The organism is Actinopolyspora lacussalsi subsp. righensis (genome assembly GCF_900116555.1).
GTDB lineage: Bacteria > Actinomycetota > Actinomycetes > Mycobacteriales > Pseudonocardiaceae > Actinopolyspora > Actinopolyspora lacussalsi.
In genome coordinates this window covers 212786-229666 of the sequence record NZ_FPAT01000001.1, presented here as the reverse complement: position 1 = coordinate 229666, position 16881 = coordinate 212786, and the positions used below count along the sequence as shown (strand labels likewise).

Annotated in this window: 15 protein-coding genes; 12 read left to right on the top strand and 3 right to left on the bottom strand. The window is 65.9% G+C overall.

Annotation, left to right across the window (positions count from 1 at the left end; translation table 11 throughout):
• Nucleotides 1–9: 9 nt before the first annotated feature.
• A complete protein-coding gene (locus BM394_RS01040) occupies nt 10–1164 on the bottom strand; it encodes an adenosine deaminase (RefSeq protein WP_175529937.1) in 1155 nt (384 codons plus the stop codon).
• Nucleotides 1165–1377: 213 nt separating this feature from the next.
• Here BM394_RS01040 and BM394_RS01035 point away from each other — a divergent pair, with 213 nt between their 5' ends.
• Both BM394_RS01035 and BM394_RS01030 read left to right on the top strand, forming a co-directional pair.
• Complete coding sequence (locus tag BM394_RS01035) at nt 1378–2124, top strand: GntR family transcriptional regulator (protein ID WP_245779897.1); 747 nt, start codon at nt 1378–1380, stop codon at nt 2122–2124.
• Between the two features lie 445 nt (nt 2125–2569).
• Nucleotides 2570–3553, top strand: a complete 984-nt coding sequence (locus tag BM394_RS01030; protein WP_092972804.1) for an arabinan endo-1,5-alpha-L-arabinosidase — start codon at nt 2570–2572, stop codon at nt 3551–3553.
• A 79-nt stretch (nt 3554–3632) separates the two neighbouring features.
• Here BM394_RS01030 and BM394_RS01025 read toward each other — a convergent pair whose 3' ends face one another.
• Complete coding sequence (locus BM394_RS01025) at nt 3633–5318, bottom strand: BCCT family transporter (protein WP_092972802.1); 1686 nt, start codon at nt 5316–5318, stop codon at nt 3633–3635.
• Between the two features lie 263 nt (nt 5319–5581).
• On the opposite strand from BM394_RS01025, the gene BM394_RS01020 reads away from it, so the two are divergent.
• The 8 genes from BM394_RS01020 (at nt 5582) to BM394_RS00985 (ending at nt 12671) form a co-directional block, all read left to right on the top strand.
• A complete protein-coding gene (locus tag BM394_RS01020) occupies nt 5582–6043 on the top strand; it encodes an SRPBCC family protein (RefSeq protein WP_092973606.1) in 462 nt (153 codons plus the stop codon).
• A gap of 438 nt (nt 6044–6481) precedes the next feature.
• Nucleotides 6482–7795: an ATP-binding protein gene (locus BM394_RS01015; protein WP_092972800.1), complete on the top strand. Its 1314-nt coding sequence runs from the start codon at nt 6482–6484 to the stop codon at nt 7793–7795.
• Nucleotides 7792–8205, top strand: coding sequence for a roadblock/LC7 domain-containing protein (locus BM394_RS01010; RefSeq protein ID WP_092930072.1), 414 nt, complete (start codon nt 7792–7794; stop codon nt 8203–8205). Before BM394_RS01015 ends, BM394_RS01010 begins: the two co-directional genes overlap by 4 nt.
• The gene (locus tag BM394_RS01005; protein ID WP_092972798.1) at nt 8202–8564 is read left to right on the top strand and encodes a DUF742 domain-containing protein; all 363 of its coding nucleotides are present in this window, start codon (nt 8202–8204) and stop codon (nt 8562–8564) included. Before BM394_RS01010 ends, BM394_RS01005 begins: the two co-directional genes overlap by 4 nt.
• Complete coding sequence (locus tag BM394_RS01000) at nt 8542–9147, top strand: GTP-binding protein (RefSeq protein ID WP_092930078.1); 606 nt, start codon at nt 8542–8544, stop codon at nt 9145–9147. Before BM394_RS01005 ends, BM394_RS01000 begins: the two co-directional genes overlap by 23 nt.
• Complete coding sequence (locus BM394_RS23170) at nt 9144–10535, top strand: cytochrome P450 (RefSeq protein WP_245779896.1); 1392 nt, start codon at nt 9144–9146, stop codon at nt 10533–10535. Before BM394_RS01000 ends, BM394_RS23170 begins: the two co-directional genes overlap by 4 nt.
• Nucleotides 10532–11662, top strand: a complete 1131-nt coding sequence (locus BM394_RS00990; RefSeq protein WP_245779895.1) for a cytochrome P450 family protein — start codon at nt 10532–10534, stop codon at nt 11660–11662. Before BM394_RS23170 ends, BM394_RS00990 begins: the two co-directional genes overlap by 4 nt.
• Nucleotides 11663–11861: 199 nt before the next feature.
• The gene (locus BM394_RS00985) at nt 11862–12671 is read left to right on the top strand and encodes a cyclase family protein (protein ID WP_217643269.1); all 810 of its coding nucleotides are present in this window, start codon (nt 11862–11864) and stop codon (nt 12669–12671) included.
• Between the two features lie 200 nt (nt 12672–12871).
• Here the strand turns inward: BM394_RS00985 and BM394_RS00980 are convergent, their stop codons facing one another.
• The gene (locus BM394_RS00980) at nt 12872–14605 is read right to left on the bottom strand and encodes a GGDEF domain-containing protein (RefSeq protein ID WP_175529907.1); all 1734 of its coding nucleotides are present in this window, start codon (nt 14603–14605) and stop codon (nt 12872–12874) included.
• A gap of 377 nt (nt 14606–14982) precedes the next feature.
• Here BM394_RS00980 and BM394_RS00975 point away from each other — a divergent pair, with 377 nt between their 5' ends.
• Together BM394_RS00975 and BM394_RS00970 are read left to right on the top strand one after the other, a co-directional pair.
• Nucleotides 14983–16074 (top strand): sensor histidine kinase, encoded by a 1092-nt coding sequence (locus BM394_RS00975; protein ID WP_092972792.1) that lies wholly within the window; start codon nt 14983–14985, stop codon nt 16072–16074.
• Nucleotides 16071–16862, top strand: a complete 792-nt coding sequence (locus BM394_RS00970) for a LytR/AlgR family response regulator transcription factor (RefSeq protein WP_092972790.1) — start codon at nt 16071–16073, stop codon at nt 16860–16862. The genes BM394_RS00975 and BM394_RS00970 overlap by 4 nt, the downstream gene beginning before the upstream one ends.
• The last annotated feature ends 19 nt before the right edge of the window (nt 16863–16881 follow it).

The following is a 16881-nucleotide window of genomic DNA, read 5'->3' as shown; positions in this document are numbered from 1 at the left end:
TGCCGAAACTCACTCGCCGGTTCCGGAGGGAGCCGTCACCGGACCCACCGAGTCGTCGACTCTGCCGAACAGCGCCTCCGAGCGCAGTGCGGCGTAACCGGGTTTGATCACCTCGTTGATCAGCGCGAGCCGCTGGTTGAACGGCAGGAACGCCGACTTCATCGCGTTGACCGTGAACCACTGCAGATCGTCCAGCGTGTAGCCGAAGGTGTCGATGAGCTCGCGGAACTCACCACTCATGCTCGTCTGGCTCATCAGCCTGTTGTCGGTGTTGACCGTCACGCGGAAGTGTAGTCCCCGCAGCAGGGCGATGGGGTGCTCCGGCAGGGAGTTCACCGTCCCGGTGTGCACGTTGGACCGTGGGCACATCTCGAGCGGAATCCTCCGGTCCCGCACGAAGGAGGCGAGCCGCCCCAAGTGGGCTGTTCCGTGCTCGTCGAACGTGATGTCGTCGAGGATCCGAACTCCGTGCCCCAGGCGCGCCGCGCCGCAGTACTGGATCGCTTCCCAGATGGAGGGAAGCCCGAAACCCTCGCCCGCGTGAATGGTGAAGTGGAAGTTCTCGCGGCGCAGGTACTCGAACGCCTCCAAGGACTGGGTGGGTGGATGTCCCGCTTCCGGGCCGGCGATGTCGAAACCGACCACGCCCTCGTCGCGGTAACGCACCGCCAGCCTGGCGATCTCGGAGGAACGGGAGGCCTGTCGCATGGCACACAGCAGCAGCCCGAGCCTGATTCGCCTGCCGTGCCGCGCCGCACGGTTCGCGCCCTCGGCGAATCCGGCCAGGATGGCCTCGACCACCTGGTCCAACTCCAGGCCGCCCTGGGTGCTCAGTTCGGGGGCATAACGGATCTCGGCGTATACCACCCCGTCGGCGGCGAGGTCCTCGGCGCACTCCGCCGCGACCCGGTGCAGCGCCTCCGAAGTCTGCAGCACCCCGACAGTGTGGGCGAAACGTTCCAGATATTCCTCCAGCGAGCCGGCCTCGGCCGCCGCGGCGAACCAGCTCTCCAACTCCTCGGGATCCGTGCTCGGCAGCTGCTCGTAGCCGTTCCGCGCGGCGAGTTCGGCGACCGTCCGCGGGCGCAGGCCACCGTCCAGGTGGTCGTGCAGCAGTACCTTCGGAGCCTGCACGAGCTGTTCGTCCGTGGGACCGGTGGTCATCCCTCGCATCAGTGCTCCTTCTGCCTTGCGCAAGGTTGTCAGACAAGTTTGATTGGTCGAGTGTCTACACCTCGCGCCGCTTTGGTGTCAAACTCTGCTTACAATCGGCGTTTCGCATGGTCCTCTTGTTGTGTTCCCAGTTCGGCCCGGCTGATTGACCGGAGCGCCTCTTCGGAACTAACTTGTCTGACAAAGTTCCGAATGAGGTGAAGTGTGCCGGGCAGTCGTGGATCACAGCGCAGACCGTCGGTGGAGCTCTACGAGCGGATCGTGGACGCCGTCCGCCAAGGACACTACCCACCCGGCTCGGCACTGCCGTCCGAACCCGAACTCGCCGGTGAACTGGGGGTGAGTCGCCCGGCGCTGCGGGAGGCACTGATCCTGCTGCAGGAGGACGGGGTGATCACGGTTCGTCGGGGGGTGGGTCGCACGGTCAGCACCGGAACCCCGCACCGGGGTTTCGAACGTCTGGGCTCCGTGGAGAAGTTGCTGGGGGCCGAGGCGACAGGCGTTCGTGCGCTGGCCCGCTCCACCGAAGAGCCGACCGACCTGGTGCTGCAACACCTGCCGGTCCCCGCGGCCAGCGAGATCCGGTTCTGGGAGAGCATCGTCGACGTCGAGGGTTCGCCCGCCTGCCTGGTCCAGGAATGGATTCTGCCGGACGAGACCCTCGTCGAGCTGGATCCGGACCTGCCGGAAGCGTTGCGTGTCGCCTCGGAGGAGCCGAGGACCATGTTGGACGTGCTGACCTCGCGCTCTCCCGGGCTTTCGCTGCGCGGGTCGAGCGGGATCACCGCGACAGTGCTGGGAGGACAACGCGGTGCGGCCTTCCAGCGTCCGGCCGACACCCCGGTGGTGTTGATCACCCAGGTGGTCCGCGAGGACAGCACGCCGCTGATGATCGGCAAGTACATGTTGCCCAGTGGGGCTCCCGCCGTGCCGTTGTTGCAGACCAGATGAGCTGTAGGAGTCCGTTGCCGCCGTTTTCCCGCGTTCGTTCGGCGGAACCTTCCGCGTGATCTCGCCGCGTGCGGCGGACTGATCCCAGTTTTCCTCGAGTGTCCCGTTCGCTGGATCAACGGCGGGAGCCGTGCGATTTCCCGGAGAGGGTTCGGGTTTCGAGAGGTGGCGGGGGCCGTCCGTCGATTCGGTACGTGGCTGCGCCGAATCGGCGGTGCCGGGCACCGCCGAAAAGACGCTGTGCGTCGGATCGTGTTGACCGGGACGTCACCTAACCCTAACTTGACCGGACAGTGTTCGGCTTTTCGAACGGCCGATTTCGGGACGATCGGCTACCACGTTCGGGTGGCTCACATTGCCCGGTCGAGTGGATCAGCGTGTCACGGCCGGTCAGGTGAACGCGTGATTCCTAGTGTGCCGAGCACGGACGACCTTTGAGGAGCCCATGTTCACCAAACGAATTCCACTTCGGACAGCGGGTGTCATCGCCGCTTTGCTGACGAGCCTCGGAATCGCCGCCCCCGGCGCCGCCGCGGCGGACTACCCGATGCCCGGTGCCGTGACCGGCGATATCGGCGCACACGACCCATCCATGGTGCGTACGGATTCCGGCTACCGATTGTTTTCCACCGGTGGCGGGATACAGCAGCGCCTTTCCGCCGACAGAATCGACTTCGAACGTACCGGTTCGGCGTTCACCAGTGTTCCCTCCTGGATCCACGACTACAATTCCGAGGGCGACATCTGGGCCCCGGACGTCTCCCACCACAACGGCAGGTACTGGCTGTACTACGCCGCCTCCTCGTTCGGATCCAACCACTCGGCGATCGGTCTGGCCACCAGCACGACCGCGGCACCCGGTGACTGGCAGGACCAGGGCATCGTCTACAGCACGACCACCGGCGACAACCACAACGCCATCGACCCGAACCTGTTCGTCGACAGCTCCGGAAAGTGGTGGTTGGCCTTCGGCTCCTTCTGGAGCGGCATCCGCATGATCAGGCTCGACCCCGCCACCGGAAAGCAGCACGGTACCGATCGGACGCTCTACCACCTCGCCAGCGGTCCCGCCTCGGACGCCGTCGAGGCTCCGGAGATCGTCGAGCGTGACGGCTACTTCTACCTGATCACCTCTTTCGGGCAGTGCTGTCAGGGTACCGACAGCACGTACCGGGTCATGGCCGGACGTTCCACCTCGCCCACCGGTCCCTATGTGGACCGCTCCGGAACCCCCATGCTGCAGGGTGGTGGTACGCGAATACTCGGAAGTCACGACAACATCATCGGGCCCGGTGGGCAGAGCGTGATGCACGACAGCGACGGCAGCCTGCTGGCCTACCACTACTACGACGCCAACGACTCCGGCGCGCACAAGCTGGGGATCAACCTACTCGGCTGGGACTCCCAGGGGTGGCCCTACGTGACGTGAGCGCTCGGTCCCGCTCGTGGTGAAGCGGCCGGTCGGACCCGGGCGAGGTCCGACCGGCCGCTGTGCTCGACTCGCGGATTCACTCCTGATCGCTACCGGAATCGTTTCGTCGGGTGTCCTCCTCGGAGGTGCCCGTCGTGCTACCTCCGCCCGGCTCACCGGTCGGTCCCGTCCTCGTCCGTCTGGCCGCGCTCTCCCGGAGACCGATTAAAGGGCTCGGCTCCTCCGTTCGGGGCAGTGTGCGGCGTTCCTGATTCAGTGCCCTGCTCAGACCCACGCACATCAGCAGCAGCACGATGCAGAACGGCAGTCCGGCCACGATCGAGGCGGTCTGCAACGCACTCAGCGCGTCCGCCCCGCTGACCGCTCCCGCAGCCAGCAACACCGCGGCGATCACACCCTCCAGCACGGCCCAGAACAGCCGCTGCTGCCATCTCGGACGCGGGTCACCGCCGTTGGTGAGGATGTCGACCACCAGTGAGCCGGAGTCCGAGGAGGTGGCGAAGAACAGCACAACCACGATGATCGCCAGTACCGAGGCCAGTATGCTGACTACCTCGACCACCGGTAGTTGATTGAACAGCACGAACATCGCGGTTTCCGAACTCGCGTCGCCGATGGGGTTGTTCGGGTTGGCACGAAGCCGCTGCAACGCCGCGTCACCGAACACCGTCAGCCACACCATCGAGGCCCCGACCGGTGCGAACAGGGCACCGGCGATGAACTGCCGAATCGTACGTCCGTACGAGATCCTGGCCAGGAACATTCCCACGAAGGGGGACCAGGAGATCCACCATCCCCAGTAGAACAGGGTCCAGTCGGCCTGCCACTCCCGGGCCGCCGCGTTGCCGGGGTAGGTCTCGAAGCTCGTCAACGGCAGGTTCTGCAGGTAGGTGCCGATGTTGTTCGCCAGTGCGTTGACGATGTCGCGCGAGGAGGCCACCACGAACACGAACACCATCAGGGTGAACGCCAGCCACAGGTTGATCAGCGACAGGTTGCGGATGCCCTTGTCGATGCCGAGCATCACCGACACGACCGCGATCGCCGTGATGGACAGGATCAGGATCACCTGCAGTGTGGCCGTGTTCGGGATGCCGAACAGGGTCTCCAGTCCGGCTCCCACCTGCTGGCCACCGATCCCGAGCGAGGTGGCCAGGCCGAACAACGTGCCGAACACGGCGAGGATGTCGATCAGGTGTCCCACCCAGCCGTAGATGCGGTCGCCGAGCAGCGGATAGAACGCCGCGGCAGGGCGCAGTGGCATTCCTCTGCGGAACGCGAAGTAACCCAGCGACAGTCCCAGCACGATGTAGATCGCCCAGGGATGCAGTCCCCAGTGGAAGAAAGTGAGGTTCATCGCCTCGGAGACGTCCGCCTCGGTACCACCGGGGCCGGTGGGTGGGTTGAGGTAGTGCGAAACCGGCTCGCTGACCGCGAAGTAGACCAGCCCGATACCCATGCCCGCCGTGAACAGCATGGCGAACCAGGGCAACCTGCCGTACTCCGGTTTGGAGTCCGGCGGACCGAGCCGTATGTTGCCGAACCTGCTCAGCATGATCACGACCACGAAGATGAGGAACAGCGTGGCCGACAGGATGTAGAGCCAGCCGAAGTTGGTCGTGATGAAGCTGTTGACGTTGCTCGCTACCGTGTCGACGTTCGCCGGGGCCAGCACGCCCCACAACACGAATGCTATGGCCACGATCCCCGAGATGATGAAGACCGGGGGATTCGTATGTGTTCTGATGTAATCTCGAATCACTGTGGATCACCATCCCCGAGCGCTGCGGGGCGCCCGCGGTGAGGACACCGGGACGCTTGGGGCCCGCGCACTATCGTCCTCCATCGGGCCGTTCCATGCAGAGCAGACATTCGCGTCCGCCCGCTCGGCGCCCGGTTTCGAGAACTGTATCGATCCTGAACCCGGTTCCGGTGCGACTGTGGGGGTGGTACAGCCCCTCGGGCGAGAACCACACGCCAGCAGCGGGTTAACTTGGGGAGAGTCGTTCTTACCAGGAGGTAATGGTGCTGGAACCCGCGGCCCGCGCTGAGCTCGAGATGGCGGTTCCGCCCGAGCTCGTCTACCGGATGCTCACCGATCTCGACGTGCTCGCCGAGGTCTCCGAGGAACTCGAGTCCTGCACCTGGCTGGACGAATCATCTCCACGCCCGGGAGTTCGTTTTCGTGGCTTCAACCGGAACGGTGATAAAACCTGGTCGACAGTGGCTACTGTGCGTGTAGCCGAAAGTGGACAATGCTTCGCATTCGATGTCGACGACGGTGACACACCGGTCTCACACTGGCGTTTCGAGCTCAGTTCCACCGATGCGGGCTGTCTCGTGGTGGAAAGTGCCTGGGATCGTCGTCCTGCCTGGTACACCCCGGTCAGCGCCGAGACCACCGGCGAGACCCACAGGCAGGAAGCCAATCAACGCAACATCGAGCGCACTCTGCACGCGCTGCGAGCGGCCGTCGAGCGCGGTTGAACCGTTCGGGACGGGCGAGCGCCGTTTCCGAAGCCGTGCGCGAGCTCGGTGCGGGCTTTGCCGCGGATTTCCGAAGCGGATCCGAGTGTCTTTCTCATCCCTTCATCGGATCGCCGGTCCCTTCCGGGTAAGTGCCGCGAAGTTTCCGAAACATGTCGCTTCGGGGGATTCCGGCGAATAAGTGATCCTGTGTGGACGGATACACGTCTTTCACACTCTAGTGGTACTCCGATCGGTATTAGTACCCGCCGCCGCTAGGAGTGATTCCGCTGGTTGCGTACGATCTTGCCCGCGACCACCTCACCGCACCGGAGTTGTGCCGGGCAAGTCCGATACGGACCTCAAGTCGCCGGACACGGACCAACTCCGGCGACGGCGGTGTCGTCTCCGTGGCTGCCATGACGCATGGTGCCCCGCACGTTCGTTCACGAGGGACGCATGACAACACAACACCCAAAGATCTCGCCCCACCACCGTTGGAGTGTCGCGTCGGTGGTGCGATCGGCGGGCGCCGCCGGTTTGACCGCCCTGGCGGTAGCAGGTGCGGCGGCCATCGCGCGCCAACGACAGCGGATAATGGAGCTCGTTCGGGAGCGTGAGCAGCATCTCGCCGAGCTCGAACACCTGAGGAGCAAGCGGTTGCCCGCGCTGGCCGAATCCCTCAACGGGATGTCGAGCGCCCCGGTGCCGGGTCCGTTGCGGCAGGAGGACGGCACGTTCGCCTCCGACTCGCTCGCCGAACTCGTCGACGTGATCGAGCGGATCGTGCGTGCCACTCGCGAACACACCGAACACTCCTCACGACGCACCCTGACCGGTGTGCTGGACACCGTGCGCGGGCTGGCTTCCGAACAGCACATGGCGGTGTCGGACATGCAGCACCGGCACGACGACGCCGATGTGCTCGCCGATCTCTACACCATCGACCACGCCGGTTCCCAGCTCAGCAGGCGGCTGCGGGGGTTCGCCGTGCTGTTCGGGGCCTGGATCGGACAGCAACGTTCGGCGACGAGTCTGCAGGACATTCTCCGCGGTGCCCAGTCGCAGATCAGGGATTACCAGCGCATCTCCGTGAGTGCCTACAACCCCAGCACACAGGGTGATTCCGTCGGCGATCTCGGCGTTATCACTCGTGTGGTGGAACCGCTGGTCCTGTTGGTGGCGGAGCTGCTGGACAACGCCGCGCGTTACTCCCCGCCGTACGCCCAGGTCGCGGTCGGGGTGCAGCACGCCCACAACGGCGTCGCCATCACGATCGACGACGCGGGAGTCGGCATGCCGCTGGAGGAACGGCGCCGAGCCGAACGGCTGTTGTCGAAACAGGAGATCGCCCTGGACGAGATCGGTGATCCTCCCCGTGTGGGATTCGCCGTCGTCGGGCTGCTGGCCGTCCGTTACGGACTGACCGTCTCCGTGGACGCTCCACCGCTCTACGGCGGGATGCGGGCAGTGGTGTTCGTGCCCAACGAGTTGCTGACCCACATCGAGACCCCCGACGAGAACGAGGTCCGTCAGAAGGCGGCCACCGAGTCGGCCGGCGACGACGAGCAGTCCACCCCTGCTCGGCAGCGTACTTCGGGAGGACTGCCCAAACGCAGTCGCAGGACGCGGGAAACCACCGCGGCACAACCCGACTCGGCACCGCCCGCGGACTCCGACAGCGCCGCGGGGTTGGCTGCCTGGCAGCAGGCCAGTGACTCCAGCAGTGCCGTGTCCGTTGGTGAGAACGAGGATGAGGACCCCCACGCATGAGTACGAACACCGTCCGGCGCCCGGAACTCCGTTGGATGCTCGACGACGTGCTGCTGCCGGAGGTACGCAGCGCCGTGGTCTTAGCCAGAGACGGATTGGTGATCACGGCCACGGGAGACATCGGTGAGGCCGACGCCGACCGGTTCGCGGCGTGTCTGGCCTCGCTGCGCGGTTCCTCCGCCGCGGCCACGGAGTTCTGCGGCGCGCAGCCCACGTGGAACCAGACGCTCATCGAGTTCGACACGGGCTACATCTTTCTCATCGCCGCCGGGCCCCACGCCTACATGGGCGTGTCGACCACCAAGAAGGTCGACATGGGGCCGGCAACCCAGCGGTTCCACGCGGTGGTGCAGAAGCTGGGATCCGAACTGGGAACCCTGCCCCGATCCGGGGACAGTGACCGATCATGAGTCCGCCTCGCCGGCGGGATCGGGAGTCGCTGGTACGTCCTTACCTGATCACGGGAGGACGTGCTCACCCGACCAGGAACACTCTCGACCTCACCACGCTCATCCAGGCCACACGGCATGCCGATCCCGCGCTGCTCTCGCCGGAGCAGCGCCGGACCCTGCGGCTGTGCTCCGGCGGATCGTTGTCGATCGCCGAGATCGCGGCCCATCTCGAATTACCGGCCAGCGTCACCAGGGTGATAGTGGCGGATCTGGTGGATCAGGGGCATCTGGCCACGTTGTCGACCGAGTGGCAGCAGCACGGGCCGGACCGCGAACTACTGCAGGAGGTGCTTGATGGGCTCAGAGCCCTCCGGTGAGGTGTATCTGCCGGACAGCGTCCGTACCGCCGTCAAGGTTCTGGTCGTGGGGCCGTTCGCGGTCGGCAAGAGCACCTTCGTCAACACGTTGTCCGAGATCGAGCCGTTGCACACCGAGGAGACGATGACCCGGGACGGTGCGGTCGTCGACGATCTGCACGGGATCACGGACAAGACCACCACCACGGTGGCGCTCGACTTCGGCCGTCGCACGCTCAGCGACAGGGTGGTGCTGTACATGTTCGGCACGCCGGGGCAGCAGCGTTTCCTGTCGATGTGGGAGGACCTCGCCCACGGGGCGTTGGGTGCGCTGGTGCTGGCAGATGTGGCACGCCTCGAGGAGTCCTTCGACGTGATCAGCGTGCTGGAGGAGCGGGGACTGCCCTACGGAGTGGCGATCAACGATTTCAACAGTGTCGATATCCCCTCCCATGAGGAATTACGCGAGGCGTTCGACTTACTGCCCGAGATTCCGCTGGTCACCTGTGACGCTCGTGATCGCTCCGCCACCGCGCGAGCGATGATCTCCCTGGTGGAGCACGTGCTCGCCTCACCCTTGCAACATGCCCAGGAGTCCGCATGACCGAAACCGACCGGGACGAGACAGCAGTGCTGTCCGGTTGTCCGATGCACGCCGACCCCACGCCGATCCACGATCAGGCGTTCGCCGCCGACCCCGACGGTGTCTACGCCGAGCTGCGCGAGCAGGGACCGCTCGCCTCGGTCGAACTCGCCCCGGGAGTTCCCGCCACGCTCGTGCTCGATCACGAGACCGCCCTTTCGGTGCTGCGCGATCCCGAGACGTTCCCGAAGGACTCTCGTGCGTGGCAGCGTGAGGCGCCGGCCGACAGCCCGGTCGTGGCGATGATGATGTACCGGGACAATGTCCTGTTCCAGGACGGACCCGCGCACGACCGGCTGCGGCAGGCGATCACCGACAGTCTGAGCCGGGTCGACTCCGTGACGCTGCGTCGGTACGTGACCGAGAGCGCCGAGAGCCTCATCCGGGACTTCGGTCCCGCCGGGAAGGCGGACCTGCTCGCCGAGTACGCCCGGGTGCTGCCGTTGCTGGTGCTCAACAGGCTGTTCGGCAGTCCACCGGAACTGACCACTCGCATGGTCGACGCGATGACCGCCCTGTGGGACGGGATCGACACCGAACGGGCCAACCGGGAGCTCGGCCAGTGCATCGCGGAGCTGATCGCGCTGCGTCGCGAGCAGCCCTCGTTCGACATAACCACCTGGTTGCTCGGGCACGAGGCCGATCTCGACGACGAGGAGATGGTGCAGCAGCTCGTGGTGTTCATGGGTGCCGGTGCCGAACCGGTGCAGAATCTGATCACGAACGCGTTGCGGCTGTGGCTGGCCGACGACCGGTTCGCGGGCGATCTTTCCGGAGGACGGCTACCGGTGGAGGACGCCATCGACGAAGTGCTCTGGAAACAACCACCGCTGGCCAACTACGCCATCACCTACCCGACCCGCGAGGTCGAGTTGGCGGGCAGGTTGCTTCCCGCGAACCAACCCGTGGTGATCGGCATAGCCGCGGCCAACACCGATCCCGCACTGCGGTCCATCCGCCGCGACGGCAACCGGGCACATCTGGCCTGGAGTGCCGGTCCGCACACCTGCCCGGCAAGAGGCACGGCCCGATTGATCGCCTCTGTTGCGATCGAGACCATTTTGGATACGTTGCCAGATATGGACTTGGCTGTGCCCGCCGACGAGTTGGAGTGGCGACCCGGGCCGTTCCACCGTGCTCTGACCGCGCTGCCGGTGCACTTCCCGCCTGTCCAGGAGACCGACAGTCGTGACGAGACACCTGGAGAAAGCGGCCGATGGAGCAATCGTCCTGCCCACACGTCCTGGATCCCACCGGAGACGACGTCCACACCGAAGCGCGCCGGCTCCGTGACCAAGGCCCCGCGGCGCGCGTTGAACTACCTGGGGGAGTGGTTGCTTGGTCGGTGACCAGTCACCGGCGATTACGGGAGCTACTCGCGGACAACCGTGTTTCCAAGGATCCCAGACAACACTGGCCCAGCTGGATCAACGGCGAGATCCCCGATGACTGGGCGTTGGCGAGCTGGGTCGCGGTACGCAACATGTTCACCGCGCACGGCCAGGAGCACCGCAGACTCCGCTCGCTGATCTCCAAGGCGTTCACCCCGCGCCGGATCGCCGCGATGCGCCCCTTCGTCGAAACGAAGACCAACGAGTTGCTCGACGAGCTGGCCGCCCTGCCCACGCGGGGCGGTGTCGATCTCCGTGAGCGGTTCGCCTATCCGCTTCCCATCTCCGTGATCTGTCACCTGTTCGGCGTCCCCGACGATGCCCGCCCCGGACTGCGCCGCGTCGTCGACGGTGTGTTCGACACCTCGGCCACACCCGAGCAGGTGCAGGCCACCCAGTACGAACTCTATGCGCTGCTCAATGATCTGGTGGCGACCAAACGAGCCGAGCCCGCCGACGATCTGACCAGTGCGTTGTTGCAGGCCAGGGACGAGAACGAGGCCCGGCTCGACGAGCGTGAGCTGGTCGACACACTGATCCTGCTGATCGGGGCGGGACACGAGACCACCGTGAATCTGCTCGACCACGCGATAACCGCCGTGCTCCGCCACCCCGACCAGTTGGCCATGGTCCGGGAAGGCTCCGTCTCCTGGGAGCAGGTGGTCACCGAAACACTGCGGTGGCAGGCGCCGCTGGCCAACGTTCCGTTGCGGTACGCCGTCGAGGACATCGAGTTCGACGGTGTCGTCATTCGCGCCGGTGAGCCCATCCTGGCCGGTTACGCCGCGGCGGGACGCGATCCGGAGCGCTACGACCGCCCCGACGAGTTCGACGTCACTCGGCCGGACAACGGGGATCACCTGGCGTTCGGGCACGGCGCGCACTACTGTCTCGGCGCACCACTGGCGCGGCTGGAGGCGGAGGTCGCGCTGCCCGCCCTGTTCGAGCGCTTTCCCGGTATGCGACTCGCGGTCACGGGTTCCGAACTCCGGCCCGCCGGAGGCTTCATCGCCAACGGACACGCCACCCTGCCGGTGATGCTGGACGGACTTCCGCGACCGCGTGGCACGGCCCCTGTCGTTTGAGCCCCGCCGCGTTCGTCGGGTGGTGTCGTGCTGCCCCTCGGTAGTGCCGCGCTGTCGGACGAGCACGGCCGGTACGATGTCCGATTCGGACACGACGAGAGTGCTCTCGGTGAGCGGACCTCGTCGTCTCGCGACGTCGGACGAGTGATCGACAGCTCTTCCGGAAGGGACGGATGGTTTGTTCGCACGGCGGAAACTGGTGAGCTGGAGTGCGGGGTTGGCCGCCTCGGTCGGGTTGGCGCGTTCCGCTCGCGCCGAGTCCGGTGGTGGTGGAGGAGGTCGCCGACCGGGATTCGACCCGGGCGACATGAGGTTGGTGAACCTCTCGCACGTCAACGATCCGGAGACGACCAGTATTTATCCGGGGGATCCGGAGTTCACCCTGAGCACCGTGGCCACGCTCGAACAGGACGGATTCTACCTGCAGTACGTGCAGGAGGGGGAGCACACCGGTACGCACTTCGGAGCCCCCTGTCACTTCAACGCGGGTGAGCCCGGTGCCGACGAGTTGGACCCCGAGGATCTGCTGCTTCCGGCGGTCAAGATCGATGTTCGTCGCGAGGCCGAACGCGACCCCGACCACGCTGTCACGGTGGAGGACCTGTGGCGCTTCGAACGGCGGCACGGTCCGATTCCGCGAAACGCCGCGGTGGTGCTGTGGACCGGTTGGCAGGAAAAATGGGGTACCCCCGCTTTCCGCAACCTCGACGAACAGGGGCGGATGCATCACCCCGGGTTCTCCCCCGAGGCGGTGAGTTGGCTGCTGGAAACCGGTCGACTCGGTTATCGCGGAGCCCTCGGTACCGACACCTTCAGCCCCGATGTCGGAACGGACCACCAGTATCGGGTGTCGCTGATGCTGTATAAGCGGCACCGCATCAGTCTGGAGGTTCTGGCGAATCTGGAACGTCTCCCCACCACCGGCGGTTGGGTGTTGGCGGGCGGTCCCGCTCATCGCAACGGTTCGGGGGCCACGTCCACGGTGTTCGGGTTGTTGCCGAAACACTGAGCCAGGCGAAGGGGGCTGAGTCATGGAAGGGAGACGGCGGTTCTCCGGCCGTCTCCCTGAAGTGCTCACCGGCTGCTCCCGCGGGGGGAGTGGCCGGTCAGCCCACTACGGCTCGCACGAGCTGATTCGTAGCGGGTAGTCTCAGCTTCCCGTCTCGTGGTTCCAGCCGCGTGGAGCCACTGTGCACTGGCAGGACGGGATCAGTTGTGCAGCGAGATCCCATCGTCCGGAACATTGGGGTTGTCCGGAACAGCGGGATCGTCCGGAGCGGTGGTGCCATCGTGGACGGAGTGGGCTTCGGTATCCGGCGGTTCGTCGTGAACCGACGGAGCAGCACGGATCGCCCCCTCTTCCACCGCCCCCGCGCCGGCCGGTTCGTCGTCGGGGGCAGTCCCTTGAGGCGGTGTTTCGCCGCCCCGCTGTTTGCGCCGTTGTTTCGTGGCGTACATCGCCGCGTCGGCGTGATGCAGCAGTGTCTGGGCCGAGATCTCCTCATCGACCGGGCAGTGCACGATCCCGAGGCTGCCGCCTATCGTGTGACTTCGGCCCTCGACGGTGAAGGGACGCTGCAGTGCCGCCAGCACCCTCCCGCCGACCAGCTCGGACTCCTGCCTGCGTTCCGTGGCGACCAGCACGGCGAATTCGTCCCCGCCGAGTCGGGCCACGGTGTCTGCCGTCCGCACGCATTCGCGGAGCCTGTCGGCCACGGCGCGCAGCAGCGCGTCCCCCGCGGAGTGCCCGAAGGTGTCGTTGACCGCCTTGAAGCCGTCGAGATCCAGGTACAGCAGTCCGAACGGGTAGTGCGTCCGGCTGTTGCGCGTGATGCTGTCGTGCAGTCTCTCGTAGAGCAGCGTGCGGTTCGCCAGTCCGGTCAGGGGGTCGTGCGAAGCCTGGTGAGCCAGATCCTCCTGGGTGTTCCGCACCTTCTCCAACAGCTTGGCGTTGTCGATGAGAGTCACCAGCTGTCGCAGGACGACCAGCACGAACAGCAGGAAGACTCCGACCACTTCGAGGTCGTCCGTGCCGGCTCCCAGCACGGTTTTCACGGTCGTGTAGGAGGCAGCCACCATCAACGGCAGGTACGGCAGCATGAGATGCGCCCAGTCGACGGTGCGCTCCCGCCATTCGTGCCCGGACGCTGCTTCGTGATCGTCGGGGACGATCGCTGCCAACGCGATCAGCGCCGGTCCCGCCACGAAGCCCGCGTCGAACAGGGGGTTCATGCTGGCCGCGCCGCTGCTGACCAGGTAGGCGAAGATGCTGTCGGAGACCGACAGGGCGATCAGGCCCGAACCCAGCAGCAGCAACCGCAGACTGTTGCGGGCGCGTCGGAAGGAGGCGAGCAGTACGACGATCACCACGAGCACGAGATCGGTAACCGGGTACGCCACCGCCACCACGAATCCCAACGCGGTCGGTGCTCCCGAACTCACCACGGCGCCCAACGCGGTCGCCCAGGTCAACAGGAACAGCGAGCCGGTGACGATCAGACCGTCCAGCACGAGGACGGCGCGGGTGCGGGCCGCCGCTCGGGCGGAACGTGCCGTGATTCCCCTGACGGGTCGACCGTCCTCGGCGAACACCAACAGGGCGGGCAACGCGAACACCGGCAGGGTCAGAAAACCGACATCGGCCAGCGACGGCGACGGCAACGGTGTGTCGGCGAAGGTGCGGAACCAGGCCCATACCGCCATGCCAGCGGTCCAGCCCGCGGTACCGAGCCCCAGCAGCACCCGCCAGTGCCGTTGACCGCCGTGGTTGTGCCGAGCCCGCCACCAGCAGGCGATCGTCGCTCCACTACCACTGACCAGTTGTGCCGCGTCGTCGACGATCAGCGCTGATTCCTCGGTGAGTACTCCCGACCCCAGAACGGCGATCACAGCCACCACGTAACAGCACACCAGTGCCGACACCAGCGGAAAATATCTGGTCATCAATCCTCCGCCTGCGGCGAACGGGTCCGGAGATCGCGGCCGGTACATTTTACGCCCCGTCGCGATCATGAGAATACCTGTGACCGGATCAATTCGTGCCCGTAACACTGGGCCGTAACACTGGATGGAATATTCCGATAAGCTGGAATCGTCGCCTCCGTGCGTGTTCGCCGTGAACTCCGCGGAATCGTTCCGGGCCGAGATTTCGCCCGGAATCGCCTTCCCTGCCGCTCCCGAGGGGCGCTACCGTCTCCTCTCCGGGAGCTACGGACAGCACGCCCGAGGTCTCGGCGACCGAGTCCGATGAACATCCTTCGGATGGGGGTGGCCGAAGCACTAGTATCCGGCGGGCCGTCTCGACAGTGCTAGGAGCGTTCATGCCCGTGCCCGCCGATCGAGCACCTGGCTTCGCGGAGCCTCGGACCGGGTGGTCAGCGCCCGATCCGATGACCAGCGTGACCACGGCGCACCGGATCACGAAGAACCTCAAGGAAGGTCTGAGCGGGACCGGGGTCAAAGCGGCCGTACGGGATCTTCGACGACTGCTTCGTGCCCGGGCGGTGGTGCTGACCGGGCTGTCCGGTGACTGGGTGCGGGCGGGAACTCCGAACGATCCGCGAGGCGCAGCCAAGTTGATCGACAAAGTGCTGCACACCGAGACGCGGCACGGTCGACCGCCGCTGACCGCCGTTCCGCTCCACTCGAGTGCTGAGCTCGTGGGGGTGCTGCTGGTCAGCGGTCGTGTGTCGGTGTCCGCGGTGAACCGGGCCGGAGACTGGATCGAGGACTCGTTGGAACGCGGCAGGCTGGAAAGCACCGCCGAGCGGGCAGCGCGTTCCGAGCTGCGCGCGTTGCGTTCCGAGATATCCCCGCACTTCGTCTACAACGCGTTGACCGTTATCGGATCTCTCATCCGCTCCGAGCCGGATCGCAGCCGTGAGCTCGTGCTCGATTTCGCCGATTTCATCCGCTACGGTCTCGCGCGAAACCGTGAGTACGCCACCGTTTCCGACGAGTTCCACGCCATCGAGACCTATCTCGCGCTGCAGCGTGCGGTGCTCGGCAGTCGACTGCGGGTACAGATTCGTGTGGCGCCCGACGTGCTGGCCGTGTCCGTGCCCTACCTGGTACTACAGCCCTTGGTGGAGAACGCGGTGCGGCACGGGATCCAACCGGCTTTCGGCGGGGGCGCCGACGGGGCCGGCCTCGTGCAGGTCTCCGGCGAGGCGGCCGGAAGCGATCTGGTGATCAGTGTGGAGGACGACGGAGTGGGCATGGACCCGGCCGACGCGGAGGAGATACTGGCCGGTCGTGGTTCCGAGAACAGTGTCGGCCTGGCCAACGTGGATCGCAGGTTGCGATCCATCTACGGTGCCTGGTACGGCCTGGTCGTCGAGACCGCGCGAGGGGCGGGGACAAAGGTGATTTTCCGGGTACCCATGTTTCAACCCGGAGTGGTGCCGCGATGACCCGAGGACTTCGAGTGCTGGCTGTCGACGACGTTCGCCCGGCCTTGGACGAGCTCCGCGAGATGCTGCGAGCCGCTCCCGAGGTAGCCGAGGTGACGGGAGCCGACGAGGCGTTGGCGGCGCTGAAACTGATACAGAGCGACCGGTTCGACGTGGTGTTCCTGGACATATCGATGCCCGGCCTCGACGGCATCGAACTCGCATCGCTGTTGACCAGGCTGAGTTCTCCGCCGGTGATCGTGTTCGTCACGGCCTACGACGGGCACGCCGTGACGGCATACGACATCGGAGCCGTCGACTACCTGCTCAAACCGGTACGTGCCGAACGGCTGGCCGCGGCACTGGCGAAGGTGAGCAGGGTGGTGGCCTCCCCCCGTGATGCGGCCGACTCGCAGCAGCACGTTCCGGTGGCCGACGCGATGCCCGCGCTGCCGGTGGAAACCGCCGGTCGCACCAAGTACGTGCGCCGTGGCGACGTGCGTTTCGTGTCCGCCGACGGTGACTACGTCCGACTGCACACCCCTTGGGGGGAGCACGTGGTGCGGATGCCCATCTCACGGCTGGCGGAGTACTGGTGCTCGGCCGGTTTCCAACGAGTGCACCGCAGCTTTCTGGTCGCGTTGCAGGCGGTGCTGGAGCTGCGCAGCGACTCGGCGGGTGGTCTCGTGGCGCACACCGAGCTCGGTGACGTCCCGGTCAGCAGACGGCACGCGCGCGAACTGCGCGAGAAGTTGCTGCACCAGGCCCAACGGGTCGAGCTGGACAGTGCGTCCCGGGGAAGCCGATGAGCGAGGGTAAACGGGTTCC